The sequence below is a fragment of the Novosphingobium humi genome, assembly GCF_028607105.1.
In the GTDB taxonomy this organism is placed as follows: Bacteria; Pseudomonadota; Alphaproteobacteria; order Sphingomonadales; family Sphingomonadaceae; genus Novosphingobium; species Novosphingobium humi.
In genome coordinates, this window is the sequence record NZ_CP117418.1 from 693141 (window position 1) to 712716 (window position 19576).

Annotated in this window: 22 protein-coding genes; 16 read left to right on the top strand and 6 right to left on the bottom strand. The window is 62.5% G+C overall.

Annotated elements, in window-relative coordinates; genetic code table 11:
- The first annotated feature begins 50 nt into the window (after positions 1-50).
- Positions 51-2210, top strand: a complete 2160-nt coding sequence (locus PQ457_RS18990) for a prolyl oligopeptidase family serine peptidase (RefSeq protein ID WP_273619387.1) — start codon at positions 51-53, stop codon at positions 2208-2210.
- Here PQ457_RS18990 and PQ457_RS18995 read toward each other — a convergent pair.
- The 6 genes from PQ457_RS18995 to PQ457_RS19020 form a co-directional block, all read right to left on the bottom strand.
- Entirely contained in the window at positions 2198-3988 is a 1791-nt protein-coding gene (locus PQ457_RS18995) for an asparagine synthase-related protein (RefSeq protein WP_273619388.1), read from the bottom strand. The two genes, PQ457_RS18990 and PQ457_RS18995, sit on opposite strands and share 13 nt — an antisense overlap.
- Entirely contained in the window at positions 3988-4659 is a 672-nt protein-coding gene (locus tag PQ457_RS19000) for a lasso peptide biosynthesis B2 protein (protein WP_273619389.1), read from the bottom strand. Before PQ457_RS19000 ends, PQ457_RS18995 begins: the two co-directional genes overlap by 1 nt.
- A gap of 94 nt (positions 4660-4753) precedes the next feature.
- Positions 4754-4885, bottom strand: coding sequence for a benenodin family lasso peptide (locus PQ457_RS19005; RefSeq protein ID WP_273619390.1), 132 nt, complete (start codon positions 4883-4885; stop codon positions 4754-4756).
- A gap of 158 nt (positions 4886-5043) precedes the next feature.
- Positions 5044-5667 carry a GntR family transcriptional regulator gene (locus tag PQ457_RS19010; protein ID WP_273619391.1) on the bottom strand — a complete coding sequence of 208 codons (624 nt, stop codon included), beginning with the start codon at positions 5665-5667 and terminating at the stop codon, positions 5044-5046.
- Positions 5668-5686: 19 nt separating this feature from the next.
- Complete coding sequence (locus PQ457_RS19015) at positions 5687-6097, bottom strand: helix-turn-helix domain-containing protein (protein ID WP_273619392.1); 411 nt, start codon at positions 6095-6097, stop codon at positions 5687-5689.
- Between the two features lie 150 nt (positions 6098-6247).
- Positions 6248-6847 carry a hypothetical protein gene (locus tag PQ457_RS19020; RefSeq protein ID WP_273619393.1) on the bottom strand — a complete coding sequence of 200 codons (600 nt, stop codon included), beginning with the start codon at positions 6845-6847 and terminating at the stop codon, positions 6248-6250.
- 164 nt (positions 6848-7011) lie between these two features.
- Here PQ457_RS19020 and PQ457_RS19025 point away from each other — a divergent pair, with 164 nt between their 5' ends.
- The 15 genes from PQ457_RS19025 (at position 7012) to PQ457_RS19095 (ending at position 19552) form a co-directional block, all read left to right on the top strand.
- The gene (locus PQ457_RS19025; RefSeq protein WP_273619394.1) at positions 7012-7842 is read left to right on the top strand and encodes a DsbC family protein; all 831 of its coding nucleotides are present in this window, start codon (positions 7012-7014) and stop codon (positions 7840-7842) included.
- A gap of 205 nt (positions 7843-8047) precedes the next feature.
- Positions 8048-8362, top strand: a complete 315-nt coding sequence (locus PQ457_RS19030) for a hypothetical protein (protein WP_172342899.1) — start codon at positions 8048-8050, stop codon at positions 8360-8362.
- A 129-nt stretch (positions 8363-8491) separates the two neighbouring features.
- Positions 8492-8758: a type IV conjugative transfer system protein TraL gene (locus PQ457_RS19035; protein WP_168605486.1), complete on the top strand. Its 267-nt coding sequence runs from the start codon at positions 8492-8494 to the stop codon at positions 8756-8758.
- Between the two features lie 5 nt (positions 8759-8763).
- On the top strand, positions 8764-9399 hold the full coding sequence (locus PQ457_RS19040) for a TraE/TraK family type IV conjugative transfer system protein (protein ID WP_273619395.1): 636 nt from the start codon (positions 8764-8766) through the stop codon (positions 9397-9399).
- The gene (locus PQ457_RS19045) at positions 9383-10159 is read left to right on the top strand and encodes a type-F conjugative transfer system secretin TraK (RefSeq protein WP_273619396.1); all 777 of its coding nucleotides are present in this window, start codon (positions 9383-9385) and stop codon (positions 10157-10159) included. The genes PQ457_RS19040 and PQ457_RS19045 overlap by 17 nt, the downstream gene beginning before the upstream one ends.
- Positions 10156-11484: a TraB/VirB10 family protein gene (locus tag PQ457_RS19050; protein WP_273619397.1), complete on the top strand. Its 1329-nt coding sequence runs from the start codon at positions 10156-10158 to the stop codon at positions 11482-11484. Before PQ457_RS19045 ends, PQ457_RS19050 begins: the two co-directional genes overlap by 4 nt.
- A 26-nt stretch (positions 11485-11510) precedes the next feature.
- Positions 11511-12182, top strand: coding sequence for a TraV family lipoprotein (locus tag PQ457_RS19055; protein ID WP_420541016.1), 672 nt, complete (start codon positions 11511-11513; stop codon positions 12180-12182).
- Positions 12179-14710 carry a TraC family protein gene (locus tag PQ457_RS19060; protein ID WP_273619399.1) on the top strand — a complete coding sequence of 844 codons (2532 nt, stop codon included), beginning with the start codon at positions 12179-12181 and terminating at the stop codon, positions 14708-14710. Before PQ457_RS19055 ends, PQ457_RS19060 begins: the two co-directional genes overlap by 4 nt.
- On the top strand, positions 14691-15020 hold the full coding sequence (locus PQ457_RS19065; protein WP_273619400.1) for a hypothetical protein: 330 nt from the start codon (positions 14691-14693) through the stop codon (positions 15018-15020). Before PQ457_RS19060 ends, PQ457_RS19065 begins: the two co-directional genes overlap by 20 nt.
- On the top strand, positions 15017-15427 hold the full coding sequence (locus tag PQ457_RS19070) for a hypothetical protein (RefSeq protein ID WP_273619401.1): 411 nt from the start codon (positions 15017-15019) through the stop codon (positions 15425-15427). The genes PQ457_RS19065 and PQ457_RS19070 overlap by 4 nt, the downstream gene beginning before the upstream one ends.
- Positions 15424-15660, top strand: coding sequence for a hypothetical protein (locus PQ457_RS19075; protein ID WP_273619402.1), 237 nt, complete (start codon positions 15424-15426; stop codon positions 15658-15660). Before PQ457_RS19070 ends, PQ457_RS19075 begins: the two co-directional genes overlap by 4 nt.
- Positions 15650-16300 (top strand): conjugal transfer protein TraW, encoded by a 651-nt coding sequence (locus PQ457_RS19080; protein WP_420540992.1) that lies wholly within the window; start codon positions 15650-15652, stop codon positions 16298-16300. Before PQ457_RS19075 ends, PQ457_RS19080 begins: the two co-directional genes overlap by 11 nt.
- The gene (locus tag PQ457_RS19085) at positions 16297-17310 is read left to right on the top strand and encodes a TraU family protein (protein ID WP_273619403.1); all 1014 of its coding nucleotides are present in this window, start codon (positions 16297-16299) and stop codon (positions 17308-17310) included. The genes PQ457_RS19080 and PQ457_RS19085 overlap by 4 nt, the downstream gene beginning before the upstream one ends.
- Before the next feature lie 29 nt (positions 17311-17339).
- Positions 17340-17627, top strand: coding sequence for a hypothetical protein (locus tag PQ457_RS19090; RefSeq protein WP_273619404.1), 288 nt, complete (start codon positions 17340-17342; stop codon positions 17625-17627).
- On the top strand, positions 17624-19552 hold the full coding sequence (locus PQ457_RS19095; protein ID WP_273619405.1) for a hypothetical protein: 1929 nt from the start codon (positions 17624-17626) through the stop codon (positions 19550-19552). Before PQ457_RS19090 ends, PQ457_RS19095 begins: the two co-directional genes overlap by 4 nt.
- Positions 19553-19576: the final 24 nt, after the last annotated feature.

Here is a 19576-nt window from a genome sequence, read left to right on the forward strand (position 1 = left end):
CTTTAGCTCCCCACCCGTCGCGCTGCCGTACCGCTGGGCGGCAGCCGCCTATGCTCGCTATCTGGATTTTTAAAATGCACAAAATCGCTTTTATGCCCATAGCCCTTTTGTGGACGACGGGCTCCATGCCGGCAGTCGGAAAAAGTGACGCGGCCACTGCCGCGCCGGTCACCTTGCAGGATCTGGTGGGAACGCGCACCCTCGACAGCGTGACCATCTCGCCTGATGGTCGATTGGCGGCCTTCCGGGTGATTACCCCGTCCCTCAAAAGCAACAGCGTCACCGTCCAGTGGTTCTGGGTCGAACTGCGTGGAAGCCACATGGCAGCGGTCCCGCTTGGACGTCCGAGCCTGCCCCTGCGGCAACCGATGTTTGACACGATCCTCGATGGTCAGGCGCAATGGGCGGAAGACGGCAACTCCCTCTATGTCCAGACGCTGCGGGGCAATAGGATCACGATCAACCGGATCGCGCCCAAAGGAGGGGACGAGGTAGCACTATCGGACAGCGCCGACATTGAGTCATTCAGGATCTTGCCAGGTAGGCGTCAGGCCGAAATCGGCGTGCGCGCATCACGGCAATCTATCGATCAGGCCGCAGCACAGGAACACCGGGACGGCCTTCACATTGACCGGTCCGTATCGCTGGAAGGAAGCCGCCTCACCGGCAATTTCCTCATCGGCCATCGGTGGTCGACCATGCGCTACGTTGGCCAGGGCAATAGCGCGCGGGAGGCCTTTTCCGGGGAATTACGGCAAAAACTGGTGCCGTTGCGGGGTACTTTCAAGCCCGCGTCATTGATGGCGGCTCCAACCGGCACGCAATCCAATCCTGTCCTGTCGGGGGCGGGCAAAGGCGATGCTGACCGCACAATCTCGATCGATTCGGGTAAGCTGACGGCCCGTCTGGTCCAGACCGCTCCGCCCGGAAAATTCCTGCTGGAGCCGACCTATCAGGTCGTTGCCCAATTGCCCGACGGCAGCGAGCGCGCATGCGCCGAAACTTTCTGTTTCACCCATGCGGCAGCCCTGCGCAGCGTGAGCTGGAACCCGACTGAACGCGAACTCGTCATCGCGCATGAGGCCGATTACTCCACCTGGACGGCGCTGTATGGCTGGAAGCCTGAGAGCGGGGCCACGCGGGTCATTCGCGCTGCCGACGGCTCGCTCGATGGCGGATCGACCTACAGCAACAGGCCTTGCTCGGCACAAGGCGCCTATCTGTTTTGCGTCCATGCAGGCCCCACCTCACCGCCCCGTCTTGTCCGTATCGATACGACGACAGGCGAGACCGTCACCCTGTTCGATCCCAATCCTGCCCTGCGGCAGCGCCAGTTCAATCCCGCACGCTTTGTCACCTGGCGCAGCGCAGGCGGGGACAATTTTACCGGTTTTCTTGTGACCCCGCGCCATCAAAATGGGCCGGTGCCGCTGGTCATCACCAGCTATCGTTGCCGAGGGCTGCTTCGCGGAGGATTTACCTCGCTGGCTCCCGAGCAAATGCTGGCGCAGCGCGGGATGGCTGCTCTGTGCGTCAATCACAACAATTCCGTCGGGATGACCGCCACGCCCGACGGCAAGCTGCAGACCCTTGCCCCGCATCTCGCCGCCATCGCCGGATACAAGGCCATCATCGACCAGCTTGCCGCTGAGAAGCTCATCGATCCCACGCGCGTCGGGCTCGCCGGACACAGCTTTACCAGCATGGTCGGCGCTTATGCGCTCAGCCACACCGACCTGTTCAAGACAGTCGTGATCGGCACCGGCATCACCATCGACCCTGCCACGATGATGTTCATCGATCCGGCCCGCCACGGCTGGAACACCGGGCTGCTCGACGTTCTGAACGTGCCCCACCCGCTCGATGACAAGGATGGAAGGTGGAAGGCGATCTCTCCGGCCCTCAACGCCGAAAGGATCAAAGGCTCGCTCCTGATCCAGACCCCGGAAAACGAATATCTCTCGGCCCTGCAACTGTTCTCGGCGATCCAGCATGCGGGCGGCGCGACGGACCTGTATATTTACCCAAACGAAGGCCACCTGATAACCCGCGAGCCGGCCCATCAATTGTCGCGGATGCGCCGCTCGATCGACTGGTTCGACTTCTGGCTGCTCGATCACACGTCGGACAATGCAGTAAGCGCCGCCGATATCGCGCATTGGAGGGAGCTAAAGAGCGAACTACCCGTACCCAAGCCTCACGGCACATGATCGCGGCGCGTTATATGCGGCGATGGCATGGCCCAAGCTCTGAGCCATGCCTCGACGTCCACAAGCGCCATGATTTCCATGTAAGCCACGACATCGCGCGGATCAGGCCGCGCAAGAAAGGCCTCGAGGGCGTAGCGATCAACAATGCCCTGTCCTGCCAGCATGCCCTCGAGCAGCAATGCCCTGATCGCTGGCAGGTTGACCTCGAAAAGCTGCATCGCAAAGCCGGTCGGGGTGCCTTTGGATCGCCGCGTCACGATCGCGGGCGGCAGAAGGTCCGCAAAGGCTTCCCGCGCAAGGACCCGGTCCTGACCGCCGCTGCACCACATCCAGGATGGAATAGTAAGGCAGTGTTCGACCACCGGCTGCGCCATCAGCGGCGCACGCAAGGGATGCAGCCACTCGCGGCCAAACCCTTCGAGATGATTTTGGATCCCGGCCAGCCAGGCCGCATGCATGATCTTTCCGGGCACTTCATCCCCCGGCGGCGACAGCCAAGGGTGGGACGGTGGCCCTGCGAGGCTCCGCACGAGATCGCGGGACAGGAAGCCTATGCGCATGGGCCAGCGGTGCGGTTGGCCAACCTGCCGGATCTTGGAACGCGCGCCCGATAGCGCGGAAAAGACGCTGACCTCATTCAATCGCGCGACATCCATCAGGGTTTGCGGACTGCCAAGGCGTGAGCCGGGCACGATCAGGCGATCAGCGAGCGGGGCTACCGAATGGAGGAAACAGAACACATTATCACCGCCCCCGCCCGTCATGAACTGGTCGGCGCCGAGCCTTGTCGCCAGTTCCTGATGCGCGCGGTCCCCCGATTGGGCAAAGGCGCGGGATATCGGACGCGGCAGATGTCTGGCTTCGCTGCGCGCAAGATCGACGAAGTCAACGCGTTCGGGTTCCTCCTTTAATTCGACGCCGAGGTGCCGGGCCAACTGCCGGGCATAGGGACGTTCATCGCCCGCCGCCTGCCCGGTATAAAGCGTGAGGCAGGTGAAACTCCTGCCTGAAGCCGCGAGCGCTGCCGCAACGATCGAACTGTCGAGACCACCCGAAACAGCGAGAAGTGTGTGCCGGGCTTGCGACGCCCAGGCATCGGTGCAGGCAATGATGCGACGGCGAAGCGTGGCAACCGCCTCTTCCCGCACCGGCAGCGAGCGTGCCTGACGCGTGAATTTCCACGGCGACCTGGCGAGGCTGCTCGATACGTTTCCGCGATGGGCAGTGACCCGCATCCCGGGCAGGACTTCATGGATATGGCGAACAGGTGTTTCCTGCGCGCGGACCATCGGCCAGACGATGTGAGCGGCAAGGGCTTCCCAATCTATGTCTGCCTTATGCCCCGAAGCGGCCTCAAGAATATCAGCGCGCGAACTGAAGAGAATGCGATCCTGCTCAAGCCGATAGAAGCACGGGCATTGCCCGGAGGGATCGCGGATCGCCTGCAGGCTGCCCCCCTCGCCGCCTGGAACGAACCCGACATAGGCTCCCCAGAAATCCTCGATCAGGGCTTCGCCCCGAGTGGACGATAGGCGTTGCCACTCCCCGGCACTGAAGCGATCGATGATTTGGACGGGATTGGTTCCCTTGAACAATCGCCCGATGACCAGAAGGTCGCTGTCGGGATCACACTGAAACAATTGCCCGGGATTGGCGAAGAGGGATAATTGGCGTCCCTGATGAACAAGAACCAGCCCGAGGTCTTCAGCAAGCCGGTTGAGGTCATCATGGCTGCGGCCGGCAGCAAAGCTCCATGCGACAAGATAGTCGGCGCGCATCAGACCACCAGAATTGGTGTGTAATTTCCAATCCCCTCAAGTGTGTCATTGAGCACAAGATCACCATGCTGCACCCAGCAATGGGCGCGAAAGGGCCTTGTCGCTACCCCAAAGATCAGATTGGCCGGCACCCTATGGGCAAGCAGGCAGCGCGTCATGGCCAGCGATCGCAGCAGGCACTGGTCGTAGCGGGTGACCAGGGCATTGAGCCGGTAAAAGGCCGCAGCAATGGCTCGCGCGCGGCGATATGCGCTTGCAACCTCCGCGCCGCCGAAACTCTGCTTCCGGTCCCGGATTTGAGCCAATATTCCTGCAAGATCATGCTGGCGCAGCGTATAACGGGCCCTGCCCAGAGCAAGGATTGCCTGAAGCAGATCGCGGGCCGACCAGCCGGGCAGATCCCGCTCGCCAAATCCGCAGGTTGGTTCGACCGGAAGCGAGCAAGGGAGGATCGCGCCTTGCTGCTCCTGCTGGGCGATGATGCCCGCCTGGAGCAGCTTCGCCATTCCCGGCATATCGCGGCCATCGAGAGGTTCCTGCTTGCGCAACCGGTCAAAGGAAGAGGCCAGCGAGGGCGGCAACATCACATAGGCGTTGCTCGCGATATCCATGAGGATGACCTGGTCCTCGGGCACGCAGAACGACCATTTCTCGCCAAGGGACAAGCCCATCCATCCTCTCCCACCAGGATTTCGATCAGACGCCAAAGGAATTGCCGCCCATCAAAAGTGGCGACGCGCCGAAGATGACGCGCCGCCGGAAGGCTCAGTCGTCGGTGAGACCCCCGCCGCCGAAATTGCCCTGGTTGTCGAGCTGGGGCACATTGGAAATGCCCTTCGTTTCCTCGGTGACTGCACCGAGAACGATGAGTTCATCACTCAGATGTTCGCGTTCCATTGCCATCTCCTTCATTCAACGCTGCACCATTGCAGCCGGATCAGGGTAAGGTGGAGGGCCTGGCGGCGACGAGTTTATTAGGTCCCGCGTAAGCGCCTATCGGGCAGTTGCGGGCCGTCCGGCATTCAGCAGATCAGAAGATGGCATTTTGAATTCCATCAGTTTTTTGCTGAATTGATCAGCTGCGCAATCCGAGCGACCCGCCGGATTCTGCGTCGATGATAGGCCCAGAGGACCTCATAGCGGTCCAGACCGGAACCCGAGACGGTCGCGATCTCAACCATCTGCAACTCATCTTCCAGATTTGTAAGCACGGCGCCCTCATGGAGCCGGGCAATATGAAGCCTGTCTGTCGCCTGCCTTAATGCCCGGGCATATTCCCGATTCGGCGCAGTGTTCGCCAGCGAACGAAAGCAATTCGTTGCAACGGTGGGGAGATGGTCATTATCGACCGAGACCATCTCGATTGCAGAATTGGCCCCTGCTGCAAGCGGCTTCTGCATCTTGAGCACAAGGCGAACGAGGTGGCTGTGCCAGTGATAGAGGTCGCGCAGTATATCAATTGTCATCGAGGGAACCCGGTAACCACCACCGGTGCCGATCTCGAGAAAGGCCTCGCCAACCAGACGCTGCGCCGCATCACGGAAAGGCGAAACCGATACACCGTACTCATCGGCCATCATGCGTTCGATCACGCCAGATCCGGGAGCAAACCGGCCGGACAGAACATCAGCCTTCAAAAGGCCGTAAGCTCGCTCCGCCGCTACAGGTCGTGGTGACATCACAAATCCGCCCCGGTCCTTAGCGGTCACGCTTGCCGGGCTGCGCGGGGCGGCTCGACAGCCGCACCAGAGCTGAGGCCTGATGGCGAGCAACCGCCTCGAGCATCTCGCGCTCGAGATCCCATAGATCGTCCTGCATCAGGAGTTCACGCGGAACGGCCATCTTGTGCTCCATTGCCATGAGAGGAATGAACAGATGCGGGGTCGTCATCCGCAGAGCGTGAGCACAGCGGACATGGTCTTCAAACTTCGATGTGGCGACACCGCCCTCGATTTCGCGCAGCCATCTTTCGCTGCGCCCGACACGTTTTGCCAGAGACTGCTGCGAGACATGCTCGCGACGGCGGCGGCGTTCGATGAGCTTGCCGGAAAGCTCCTTGATCAAGGCGAATATTTCAACATCAGTCGCTTGCGGACTTTGAAGCGTCATCTGCAGGTCCCCCTGGCAGCGTCTCAAAGGCCCAAGCGCATTGCCCTATGGGTGAAGAGTGTTGCATTAAAATCCGGCCGTCAATGAGGAGAAGCTCCCGTAAACGGGAGCATTTTTCGTCACGCCAGCAAAATGGTCGTACGCGCGTACCTATGGATTGCCCATGCGTCCGGGAGGACGACCGATCTCACCGGCTACGGCGCAAAAGGTGCGAAGAAGCTCCTGATCGGAAGCAGTTTCCATATGGTTGAGGGCGGCGAGGAAGATCTTCCAGGTCTGGGGCGCGGGATGAACAAGCCCGCTTTCCTCAAGGCGCCGTGCAATCTCCTGGACCAGGCCGGACAGGGTGGGCGACGTCCCGACATAACGCACCAGGCGGCCCCCATAGGCCTCGATATCCGGGGCGAGCAATTCCCCGGGCAGATCCTGCTCCGGGCACAGACGCAGCAAGGAAGCGGCGACAAACAGCGTGCTGCCATAAGGCAGGAAATCCCCGACTGTGCCGCATAGTCGGCCATGGCAGCGCAGGAATAAGTGAATGCCGCTTTGCGACAATTGCAGCTTGTAGGCTCGCGATCGCGGGTTTGCCAATTTCCACTCTCCAACTGACGACGCGCCCCTGCCTTTCGAAGACAGCGCTCGTCGGCACAGGGCGATTCTGTGCCGCCACGCAAAATCCTGCAAAAGAACAAAGGACGAAACCGGAAGTGTATTTCCGGTTTTCGGAAATGGATTGCCGATAACCGGCAATGGATTTCCTCAAACCGGAACTCCATTGCCCCCTCTCTTGCGGGGCGGGGGCCGATGTCGGCACTCAGATCCATGTCGAAACGACACACCTGAGCGGTCAGCCCAAACGATCGGCAGATCCAGCTCAACCCGCTTCGACCCCGGCAGTCCCTTCAGGGACCACAATGGAGGTTTCGCTCATGTCAAAAACGCGCGTCCGTCGCGTGAGCCTGCTCGTCGCTTTCGCAATCGGCACTATGCCTTTGTTTGAGGCCCGGGCGCAAGACACGCATGCCGGCAAGGTCGACAACGAAAAGGCGCTGGCTTTGGCAGCGCAAGCTGCCCAGCAGCAGCTCCATCAGACCTTCACAAACCTCAAGTTTGAAGATTTCGGGCCATCGCCGGTCAATGGCCCCATCTATCAGGCCAATGCCGGTGGCAGGATCATCTATTACGCGCCGCAAAGCGAGCATCTGCTCTTCGCCTCGGTCTATGACAAGAACGGGGTCAATCTGACGGCGCTGGCGCAGGAACAGGGCGCTAGCCGCCGCCTCAAAGCTATTGACCCCGCCAAAGCTCTGGCGATCGGTCCTGAAGGCACGCCGACGGTGATCGAGTTCACCGATCCGGACTGCCCCTATTGTCAGGCGCTAGAGCGCTTCTGGAACACCAAAGCCGCCGAGGGCAAACCGGTGCGCCGCCTCGTCTTCTTTGTGAGCGGCATCCATCCCACCGCGGCTGCCAAAGCCGAGCATATCCTTTGCTCGCCAGATAAGGAGGCCGCTTTCCGCGCTGCCTATTCGGGGCAGACACCGCTGATCCTGCGGCAATGCGAGGCCGGGCATGCCAGAGTGGCGCAGGATGCCGAGCTGGTCGCTCGTGTCGGCATCTCGGGCACGCCGACCCTGATCGTTGATGGCAAGCTCATCTCGGGATTTCAGCAGGCCGAACTCGAAACCTTTCTCGACCGGCATGCCAAACCTGCGCTCAAGGCCGCTTCCGATGCGGCGCGCTGATCGCGTGCAGCGTCAGGGCTGCGGGCGGGCGCACAAACTCTTTCTGGCGGGCGTCCTGCCCTGTGCCGCGCGGCACGGGCGGATGAACCAGGATGCCGGCGGCGACGGGCTCCCGGAGCCGTCCACCGACGCCCCGGCCGACACCGATCTGTCATCGATGCCGGCAGGCATATCGCGGGCGGCTCCATTTCCAAGGAGTAGTACCATGATGCGCAAATTTGGTTCGCGCGCGCTTGCACTGGCCAATTTCGGCCTCCCTTTTGCCGTGATGGCCCTGATCGCCGGCCCCGCCCATGCCTTCCAGGCACCGGCTCAGGGCGATCTCGGCTACGACATTTACGACATCGTCGTGAACAAGGGCGTGAAGGGTCCGCTTGGCTTTGTGGGCGGCGTCGCCGCCTTCCTGTTCGGGGTCAGCCGCCTGTTCTCGAACATCATGATCGGCATCCCGACCATTGTTGCCGCCGTCTGCCTGATCAAGGCCGACAGCATTCTCCAGACCTTCGGGATGGTCGTCTGACCCATGCGGCGCGCCTGCGTTCGGGGTGACCCGATCAGCGCAGCGCTGCCGCCAACGAGCTGGGGACCGATGGTCGGTTCCTGGAAACCGACACCTTCGCAGGTGTCATGAAGCAGGAGGAGAAGGGCCATGGACGAGCGCCTTCCGCAATATCTCCATCGACCGGTTCAGATCCTGTGGTTCGGATCGGACGAGTTCATGCTGGCCACCTCGAGCGTGTTCGTGGCGGCGATCGTGGGCGGAATGCTCGGATGGATGCTCATCCTGGCCCTTCTCCTTTTCATTCCCTGGAAGCGCAGCAAGCCGCGCGGGTTTCTCGCTCATCTGGCGTGGCGCTGGGGCCTTGTCTCCTTCCCTCACTATCCGGGTCCGACCCAGACCCGCTTCTTCGAGTAGGCGCCATGGGACTGTTCCAACGCAAAGAGGCCGGCACCGACCCGCTGCTTGGCAAACCGGCCAGCTTCGGGATCCACCGCTACCTGCAAGGTTCCGCCAATCTGTTTGAGGAGAACCGTCTGCTCAAAGCGGCCATCGCCGGGATGTTCGGCGTGACCGCGGTGCTCGGCATGGTGATCTACACCACCAACCAGAATGCGCGGACCGTGGTGGTGCCCTTCGGCGCGACCGGCGATCTCTACGTCTCGGGCAACAAGCCTTCGCAGGCCTATCTGGTCGCGATGACGCGCAACATCGTCGGGCTTGCGGGCACCTATTCGGCCTATTCGGCAGACCGGCAGTTTCAGGAGCTGCTCAGCCTCGCGCACCCATCGGCTTACAATGCGATGCGCGACAGTTTGAACGGCGTGCTCGACGATCTGGCCGACAATCCGACGCTCTCGATCGCCACCTATATCCGCAACGACCAGCCCGTCATCTGGACCTCCAGCATGATCACCGTGCCGGTCGAGAAGGTGCGCGTGATCGGCGGCGTGATCCGCAAATTCCGGGGCAATCTGCACATTGGCTACGCGATCGAGAACGGTCGCTTCTGGCTGACGCGCCTTTCCGAGGAGCAGTTCGATGCCGAAACCCATTAAGCCCGGCACGCCGCCGCGCGCGCTCCTGGCAGCGATAGCCTTGCTGATGGCCATGCCGGCGGGCGCCCAGACCATCCGCGCGCTTCCCGAGCAGACCAGCCGCATCCGCCTCTCGAACCACGACATCAACCATGTCATCTGCGAGGGCGGCGATATCGAGGACGTCAAATTCTCGCAGGAAAAGGGGCTGGCGGTCGAGAAGGGCGGCTCGGATGCCTGGATCAAGTTTCTGGTGAAGCAGATCGACGATGCCGGACAGGTGACGCGCAGTTATGTGACGCAGCCTTCCGAATTTTTCATCACCTGCAACGGAGCGACCTATCCGCTCTATGCCGAGCCCGTCGACATTCCGGCCCAGACAGTGGTGCTGGCAGCGGGAGCGCGCCAGCGCGCCAAAGCCAACAGCGATCTGCTCGCCCCGCTGGCCGACGAGGATCGCGCGGTGTCGATCACCATGGCGATCCTGGGCAACCGCATTCCTGCATCCTTCTCCGAGGTCGCGCCCTCCGATGCGGCAATCCGGCTCTCCGGGGTTCCGGCGGTCGCAATCGCGGAACACCGTCGGCTTGCGATCGAAGGATCGGGCCTTTCCGCTTCGGAATATTGGGTCCGCGCCTCCGCGCCCATCACGCTGGAGGAACGCGCCTTTATCGATCCAACTTTGGGTCAGCACATTTTCGCGGTCACTTTTGATCGGCCCCGCCTTGGGCCAGGTGAGAGCGCCCGACTGATCGTCATTCGCAGGGAAGCCGCGCAATGAGCGGCGAGGTCGATCCTGACACGGGCCAGGAAAGCGAGCGGCGCTCGACCTATCAGGCGCATCTCGCAAGGCAGGCAGTGCAGGACATGGCCGGGAGCGATGCCGCTCCCCGTTCGCCGAGGGACTGGAAGACCCGTTGGGAAAGCCTCTCCGCACGCCAGAAGCTGCGCGTCCGGCAACTCGCCGTTGCTGTGGGCGTCGGAGTGCTGGGCCTCGGGCTCTATACCGCGACCGGTCACAAGGAAGAGGCCAAGCCGGTCGCTAAATCCACCTCGCTCAACATGGGCGCGGGACTGCGCGGCGACAGTCTTGAGGAAAAGCTGCGGGGTGACCTCAAGAAGGTGCTCGATGGCCAGCAATTGCTCGGCGATCGCATCAGCGCGATCGAAGAGGGCAAAGTGACACCGGGCGCCAGATCCGCAGGCGGAGCAAGCTCGGCCGGCGATGGCGACCTGCCCCCTGCCCTGCCCGGCAGCGCGCCGCATCTGCCCTCGCCGCCGCTGACAGGCGATATCGGCAGCGCTGCCGAAAAGCTGCCCACGCCGCCCACCGGTGCGATGGCACCGCCCGCCCCGCCCGCTCCGCCGGTCGAAAAGACCGTGGGCGCGATCGGTTCGGCAACCAGCCAGCTTGTCCCGCAAGCCGCCGGTGATGCCGCGTCCCTTGCCAAAAAAAAGAATCGGACGATCTATTTGCCGCCTGGTTTCATGAAGGCGCGGCTGCTGACGGGGATCGACGCTCTCGCCAGTCGGGACGCGACCAGCAACCCCGAACCGATCATCGCCCGGGTTCAGGCGCCCGCCGTGCTGCCCAATGAAGTGAAGGCCAATCTTGCCGGCTGCTTTGTCATCGGCAACGCGACCGGAAGTCTGGCCAAGGAGCGGGTCGAGATCCAGCTCGTCTCGATTTCCTGCGTCGATTTCGATGAACATTCGGTCGTCGATCAACCGGTCAAAGGCTTCTTCGTCGATGCCGATGGCAAGAAGGGTCTGTCGGGCAAGGTGGTGACACGGGCCGGCGCGACGCTTGCGCGCGCCTTCATCGCCGGAACGGTCAGCGGCATCTCGCAATCGGTCGAAGGCACTTTTGGCAGCACCTCGACCTCGGCGCTCGGCAGCGTGCGAACGCTTGATGCCGCAGACGCAGCGAAAACCGGCATTGCCGGAGGCCTCTCTAAATCCTCGGAAAAACTGACCGATTTCTATCTCGACCTCGCGCGCCAGGCCAGCCCCATCGTCGAAGTCGGGGCCGCCAAGGACGTTGTCGTCGTGATCCAGGAAGGCGTCACCCTCGAAATCAAACCCGGCGCGGGAGTGAAGTTCTGATGCGCGCCTCAACCGGAGACAGCATGATGATCCAGCCTCATCCCCTCATGCAGCCCTGCCGCCAGTTCCTGCTGGGCCTGCCGCTCTTCGCGCTTTCGGGCTGCGCCGCAGTAGGCTCGATGATGTCGCCCTATAGCGAGAAGTTCTCCTGCAAGAACAGCGACCACGGCCAATGCATTCACCCCGAGAAGGCCTGGGCCGATGCCGTTGCCGGTCGCCCGTCCAAATCCGATCCGGCGGTGACCAATGACCGCAAGCTCCTTGCACCTGAGGAGACTGCTGCGCCCGTCGCCGCCCCGGCCAAAGGGCAGATCCCGGACAAGGCGCTGAAGCCGTCAGGCAAAGCCAGGGGCCCAGCGCAAATCGCAGTAAACCCTGCGGCAAAACCCTCAGCCCGTGACATGGGCGTGCCGGCAACCGGAAATGCCACCCCGATGCTGAAACCCTCGCGCACTTTGCGGACGCTCATTCTGCCCTATGCCGACCGGCAGCGGCCCGACCGGCTCTATATGGCGCGCTATGTCTATTCGATCATCGACCGGCCCGCCTGGGTGGTTGGAGATTATCTGGTCGAACCTGCCGGACACGCGCCGACACCTCCCGTCTTGCGCTCGACGCGGGACAAGGATGCCATGCCCGCAGAGGCGGGGCAGGATGACAAGGTGGCACCTGCCCTTTTGGCGGAGCCCCGCCCGTGAGCGCGGTAAACCGTCCGGGCCTGACCGTCCGCCGCCTGCGCGCCGCCGTCGAGCGCGACGCTTATTCCGATTTCCTGCCGATGGTCGCCTGGGTCGAGGAAGAGGAAGCCTTCCTTTGCATCGACGATGGCTGGGGGCAGGCATGGGAACTGGTTCCTTCCGCCTATATGTTCGCCCATGTCAGTCAGGCGCTGCAGGGTCTGCTCAATGTCTATTTCCCGGAAGGCACCGTCCTCCAGCTCATCACCTTCGCCGATCCGCTGATCGACCCGGCGCTCGATGCCTATCTCGACCTCAAATTCCGGCCCGATCCGTTGGTGCAGGCCTCCGCGCGGCGGATGGCCGATTATCTGCGCGCCGGGACAAGCGGGCTTGATGCGCTCCATGGCATTCCTGTCCGCGATTTTCGCCTGTTCCTCGCGATCAAGACGAGGGTGAAGCTAGGCGCGGATCTGCGCCGTCAGGTTGAAGAGCAACTCGCCAAAATGGGGATCCGGCGTCTCGCACCCGAAGAACTGGTGAGCTTCTATCGGCGCATCTTTAACGGCGTCTTTGCTCCCGCTCCGGGCGTGTTTCTGGGAGACAGCATCGGCGGCATGCCTGCCCCGCCCATTGCGCGCCAGATCATTGAGGCTGGGCCCGATCTTTGTTTCGAGGGACCCGAAGTCTTTCTCGGCAATCAGGTCGCGCGCTGCCTCACCCCCAAAGCGCCCGCACGGCGGATCACGGCCGAGCGCGCCAATCGGCTGATGGGCGGGATGCGCGGGAGCGCCGAGGACAGCGATCAGATCGGCGGCCCCTTCCTCTATTGCCTGAGCGTCCTGTTCGATCATTCCCAGTTTGAAATTCACAAGCGCGCGCAAATTCTCTCCGCGCAAAAGGCCGCCGGCAGCTTTGCCGTGGAAGTCGGCAAGCAGATTGAAGAGATCGGCTGGATCCTCGACGAGGCCTCAAACAGCCGCTTCGCCTCGGTGATCCCGACCATGTGGGTGTTCGGTCGCGACAGCGCGCAGGCTCGCGAGATGGCCGCCCGCGCCAAACGCCTGTGGGAATCAGAACCCCTGCCCTTCATGGTGCAGGAAGAGAGCTATCTCCTCCCCGTCCTGCTCGCCGCCAGCCTGCCCTTCGGGCTTTACCCGGAAAAACGCACGCTCAAGCTGCTGGAACGCGATTTTCGCATGCCGGTCAAAGCAGCCGCGCTGATGGCGCCGGTCCAGACCGATTTTCGCGGGGGCGGGCGCCCTGCCTTGCTCTATGTCGGGCGCAAGGGCCAGCTCGTCACGCTCGACCTCTTCGATCCGCGCATCAACAATTACAATTTCATCGTCTCGGCCGAATCCGGCGCGGGCAAGAGCTTCCTGCTCAACAACCTGTGCCAGCAATATTATGCCCAAGGCGCCCTCATCCGCATCATCGATATCGGCGGATCCTACCGCAAGCTCTGCACGCTTTGCTCGGGCCGCTATATCGACATCGGCGAGGAAAGACTGGTCCTCAACCCCTTCGACATGGGACTGGCGCTTGATGGCGAGGACAAACAGTCCGCGATTGCCATGGCCGTCGCCATTGTTGCCGAAATGGCCAATGCCTCGACCCGCAAGCCGGTTACCACCTCGCAATGGAACCTGCTCAAATCGGCCGTACAATGGAGCGTCGATGGCGGGCGCGGCGAGGATGGGATCGACGCGGTGCGGGCATGGCTGGGGCGCTATCCTGAAAACACCAGTTCCGACCTCGACCGCGTTGAGCACCTCGTGCCGGTGGCGCGCGAACTGGCCTTCAATCTCCGCGATTTCGGGTCGGATGGCGCCTATGGCCATTTCTTCAACGGCCCTTCGACCTTCGACATTTCCCGCGACGAGTTCGTCGTGCTCGAACTCGAGCGCCTCAAAGCCCTGCCCGATCTTTTCAACGTGATCGTGATGGTGGTGGTGAACGCGGTCACTCAGGAGCTGTACCTTTCGGCCCGTGACAAGCCCCGTTTCGTGCTGTGCGACGAGGCCGCCCAGTTCATGACCCGCAGCGACGGCCAGGATCTTTCACGGCTCGCCGAGGCTTTCGGGCAAGGTTATCGCCGCGCCCGCAAATATCAGGGCAGCTTCGGCATCGTGCTGCAGAGCATGAACGATCTGACGCTCTTTGGCGGCACCGGACAGGTGATCCTCGAAAATGCCGCGACCAAATTCCTGCTGCAGGGCTCGACCTATGACAAGGCGGTCGACAACAAGATCCTCGACTATTCGGGCTTCGTCCTCGATCTCCTGAAATCGGTCCGCAACGCCAAACCTCATTATTCCGAGGTCTTCATCGACAGCCCGCTGGGACTTGGCATCGCGCGGCTGGTCGTCGACCCCTTCAGCTATTGGATCAACACCTCCGCCCCCAATGAGGTCGCCGCCTTCGAGACTTTGGTCCGCGCCGGACGCAGCCCGCTCGAAGCCGTGTGCGAACTGGCAGGCGTCGATCCGCAGGACGTGTTTGGGCCATCTCATCCCGTGGGAGGTTCGCATGACACGCCGTCACGTTGACCATACCGATCCGTTGAAGCTCGACTGGCGTGAGAACCCGCATATCGAGGCGATGATCGAGCAACGGGTAGCCGAGCGCGCGCAGAGCCAGGCCTTCCAATCGCGCCTGCGCCTGATGATCATCGAGACTTCCATCATGGGGGCCTTTGTCATCGCCGGAGGCCTGGTGCTTGGCCGCCCCGTGCTCGAGGTTCTGCGCGCCGGGACCATCGTTGCGGCGGCCTGCTTTGCCAGCGGCCTCTTGCTGATCGGGGTTTCGGCGGCCTGCGGCATCGCAGCTTCCCGCTTTCGTCAGTGGAGGTCGCAATGACCCGCACCACCAAAACCGTAACGCCCGCGCTGATCGATGATCTTGCCCTCATCGGCAGATGCTGCCGTCACCCCGGTGAAGGCACGCAGGACTATCTTGTCCGGCTCGTCGGGTTCCTGCGAGACGAGAACGATCGGTTGGACCGTGATCTCGAAGTGGCCGATGGCCTCATCGCAAAGATGCTCCGTGACGCCGAACACATCCCGCTTGTCGGCACGATTGTGCAGACCTGCTGCGGCATCGCGCCGTTGATCTTACCGGCCATCTGGTTTGGCGGCTTCTTTATCGCCTGCGCACTCTGGGTTGGTCTGGTCTATATGGCACCGGTCTTCAGCCAGATGGCCCTGAATTTCTATCTTCGCATGCCATGGCCCGCCGCGCGACCTGCTGAGGGTCGAAAGCCATGAACGGCATCTTTTCTTCAACGCCGGCGCCAAGACCGATCCGGCTGATCGTGGGCAGCCAGGGCTTGCTGCTGATGCAATCGCTGATGGCCTGGCATCTGCCCGCTGTCCCCGGCCTGTTCCGAATGCTGGTCGCGGTGACCGGTCTGCTTGCGCTTGCCGCTTTGGTCGCCGCCATTGCCGGTGAGAAACCGGGAGGCGACAAGCGCTGGTGGAGGCGTCCTCATGCGCGCTAAGAGACCTTTGCCCCGTGATGTTCGTCGCGAGGTGTCGGCGCTGGCGATGCTGCTCGCCGCCCTGATGGCGCCGACGGCCGTCCGCGCCGATACATCCACCATCGGACGCACCTGGCCCATCGCCGAGCCGGATGCGCTGAGCGAGATCGAAGGCCGAAGCGCCCATATCCCCGATATGAAAGCCGCTTTTGGCCCCCGGTCGGGCTGGTCGGCCATGAAACCTGCGTCTTTGGGAAAGGCGCGGATCGACCGTCAGCGCAGCGTGGTTCCCTTTTACACGCTCGATTCTGACATTCATCTGCCTGATGGGCGACTGCTCTACGCCAAAGGCACCACTTTCAACCCGCTCGCCTATGTCACTCTCCCGCAGCAACTGGTGATCGTCCATCCGGCGCAGCTTGATTGGGCCATGCGCAATGCGGGCCCGACCGACTTCATCCTGATCGCGGCCGGAGCTCCAGGCAATACCGATCCGATTAAGGCCGGCGAGCGGCTGAAACGCCCGATCTTCCTGCTTGAGGAACGCATCAAGACCCGGCTTGGGTTGACCGTTGCCCCGGTAATCGTCGCGCAATCCGGGCAGAAGCTGGTGCTGACCGAAGTGGACGCTGCAAAGGCCACACGGAGGGCCTCCCGATGAAAGGCCTTTTCCTGCCCAAAGCGCTCGCCCTTGCCGCCACCTGCCTGACGCTTGCCATGGCATCGCCCGCCCATGCCTCCAAATGCGAGGCAGGCACGATCTTCAATCCGATCACCAAAGTGCGCTGGTCCTGCATCTTCCCGATCACCATCGGCGGGGTGAAGATCGGCCCGCATGATCCGCTCGGCAAAGCGCTCGATGCGCAATCGGCCTCGAAACCTTTGTGCGCCTGCCGCAAGGGCGTGACGTTCTGGTTTGGCGTCAAGGTCAGCTTCTGGTCGCCCAACCGGATGGTCGATGTGGTGACAGAGCCGGGCTGCATGATGGCGCTCGGCGCCGATATCCTCTCCACCCATGGCAGGCTGCAGGGCAGCCAGTCCTCCATCGCCGACGGCACCAACACGCGCAAGATGTTTGCCCAGATGCATTATTACATCTCGCCGGTCTGGAAGATGCTCGACATGTTCACCGACCTTCCCTGTTTTCAGGATGACGGTTTCGATGTCGCGCTGATCACCGAGGTGCTCGCGACATGGCAATCGGCAACGCTGAGCGCGATCATCCAGCCCGAAGCCATCCTTTTCGGCAACCCTGCGGCGGGCCTTGCCTGCATGAGCGACAGCGCGGCCGCGGCCGCAGGCAAGGTCGTCGATCCCCTGTTCTGGTGCATGGGGTCCTGGGGCGCGACCTATCCGATTGCCGGCGACATCCATTTCGACGACAGCGTCGAGGCCTGGGCCGGCCTTGCCGCACGCGGCATCTTCATGATGGGGCGTCTGGGCTCGCTCACCATCAGTTCCGCCGACGGCTGCTCCTTCATCCCCCAGCCGATCTGGACCAAGAGCCGCTACAAGCTCCAGCTCATGGAACCCGTCAAGGGCGGCCAGTGCGTCAATGTCGGGCGGCCAGGCTCCCTGTGGACCAGCGCCAAACACGCACCGGGCAGGGACAATGCCCAGTTCATGCTTTTCGAAAAAACGATCTGCTGCGCCGGGATCGCGGTGCCATGAGCCGATCATCTCCCCCATACCGCATGGGAATGCAGCCGGTCTACCGATGGCCTACCCGTCAGACTGTTGGCTCCGGCAATTTCCCTGCGGCAGGAGCGCCGCCCATTGCCCCCGATGGGAGCGCTCCGGCGGTCGGCGTGGCCGCAGACATCAGCGCCGGGGTCCTCTCCCCTCGGCGCCCGATCGTGGCCACGCTGACCGTTTTCGAAGGACAGGCCGTGTTCCGCGCGGTTCTGCACTCGCCGGACAATCGGATCCTGCTGTTCCGTCTGGCGGACGGCTCGCGCTCGGTAATTCCGCAGGAGATTCTGCCATGAGAAGCCGGGCTCTCCTGCTGATCGCAGCGCTCACCCTGCCGCTGCCGCTCGCGGCGCAGAGTGCGCAAGATCGCGCCCGCGTCGCCGCCGAATTCTCGCGCGCCAAGTCTGACGAAAGCGATACGCTGCTGCGCAACTACCTGACGCCGGGTCTGAGCGGCCAGCCCGTTTCGACGGTGGATTCGAGCCGACAATTTACCCCCGATATCGCCTGCCAGAAGACCTCGACCTTGCTTGAGGTGCTGGCCCAGCCTTCGGCAAGCGGTGATCTCGCTGCGGTTCGCATCAGCCGGGATACCAATCTTGATGGCACGTTCGATGCCAGCGCCACCCTGCCGGTTCCGGTTTCGGGGATCTGCGCCAATGGCGTCATTTCCTGCGATGCGGGCACCTGGAACAATTGCCATTTCTACAGGTGGGCGGTCGATGCCGCGCAGGCGCCGAAACTGGAAGCCGTTGCCATGAGTGATCTGGCAGGCTGCTATTGCATCAACAACAGCTGCGGGAGCGGGCTGGCGCTGGCCAATCTCCCCACGGTCCTCAAGGATCTTGGCGGCGGCGTGGTGGCAGCGCTGACCACCAGCGATCCGCGCTACGGCGTCACGCAGGCCAGGATTGAGGGGCCCGTCATCTCCTATGTCGGCGCGCAAAGCACAAGCTGCGCTTCCTCCGCAAGCCTGGGGCAGACCGCCTACCGTGCCAACCCGACCGCCATCGCCGGCGACGCCAGCTCTGCGGCAGCGTCGAGTTCGATTTTTCAGATGCTCTCGGCCTCGCCCGCCGCAACCTCGCGGGTCATCGAGACCCGTAACTGCAAAATCGAGCGCCAGCTCACGCTCTCCAGTCCCGATCAGCGCGACATCATTTCCCGGATCGCGGGCGGCTATGGCGAGGTGGCTACCAATAGCGATCAGATCAGCTTCATGATGGGATCGCCAGCCGACAACAGTCTGAATGGCGGCGGCTGCAGCCTGTTCGGTTACCACATGACTCTACGCATCGCTGATCCTGCGCGCCTCAGTGATATGCGGCTCACCCAATATCGTTTCGACGATGCGGTGCAGCTGTGGATCGATGGGCAGTTTGTCTTTGCCGATCCAGCCAATTGGACCGGAAGCGCCGTTCCCTCCACCAGCTGCGATCGCAAGACCAACTGGTCGGGCTGGGCCAATCTCGATCTCAAACCATGGCTGACCAAAGGCGACCACGATATCGAGCTGCGGGTCGCGGTGGGCGGTAATGGCGAAGTTTTCGCCCGGATCGACGCTACCCTCGACACAAGCTGCCGCGTCTCGGAAAATCCGTTCGATGGCTGCGCCGGCTATGCCGCCAATGCCGCGTGCAGCCTGAGCGGCGAAACCATCGATGGCGTCACCACAGTTTTGAACGGCATCCGCACTGGCCTTAAACCGATAGCACAGACCCGTGTCGTCACGGCCAGCACCTGTTCAGTCGGACTGACGCGCGACTTCTTCGAAAAGGACCGGCGCTACAGCTGCACGATCGACAAGGGGCTGGCCGATCCGGACACCAGCCGCGGCGCCTATATCATCGATCATTCCACCGAGACTTTGCTGGCTGATCGTATAGCCGGCAATGACGGCAGCTACTCGCTCACCACGCGCAACTTTGCCCTGCCGGAGCGTGGCACGGTCAATGCCTGCGAGCCTGTCTGCAAGACCAGAAAGGCGCAAGTCAACACCGCCGCTGCGCTCGATGGCGTAACCGGCAGCAAGCAGAATTCCCCGGTCGGCTGGGATTATCTCTACCATGCGTGTCAGGACAACAATGTCTGTCCGGTCGGCGATGGCGAGGAACTGGTCCAGGGCTGCGGCTGCATCGACGATTTCCCTGAGGCCGTAGTGATGATGCAGTCGATGCGCCTGGGCGGATCCGACCTCATCTGCACGGGAACGGTGCGATGACGGGTCACCGGCTTTCCCTTGCCC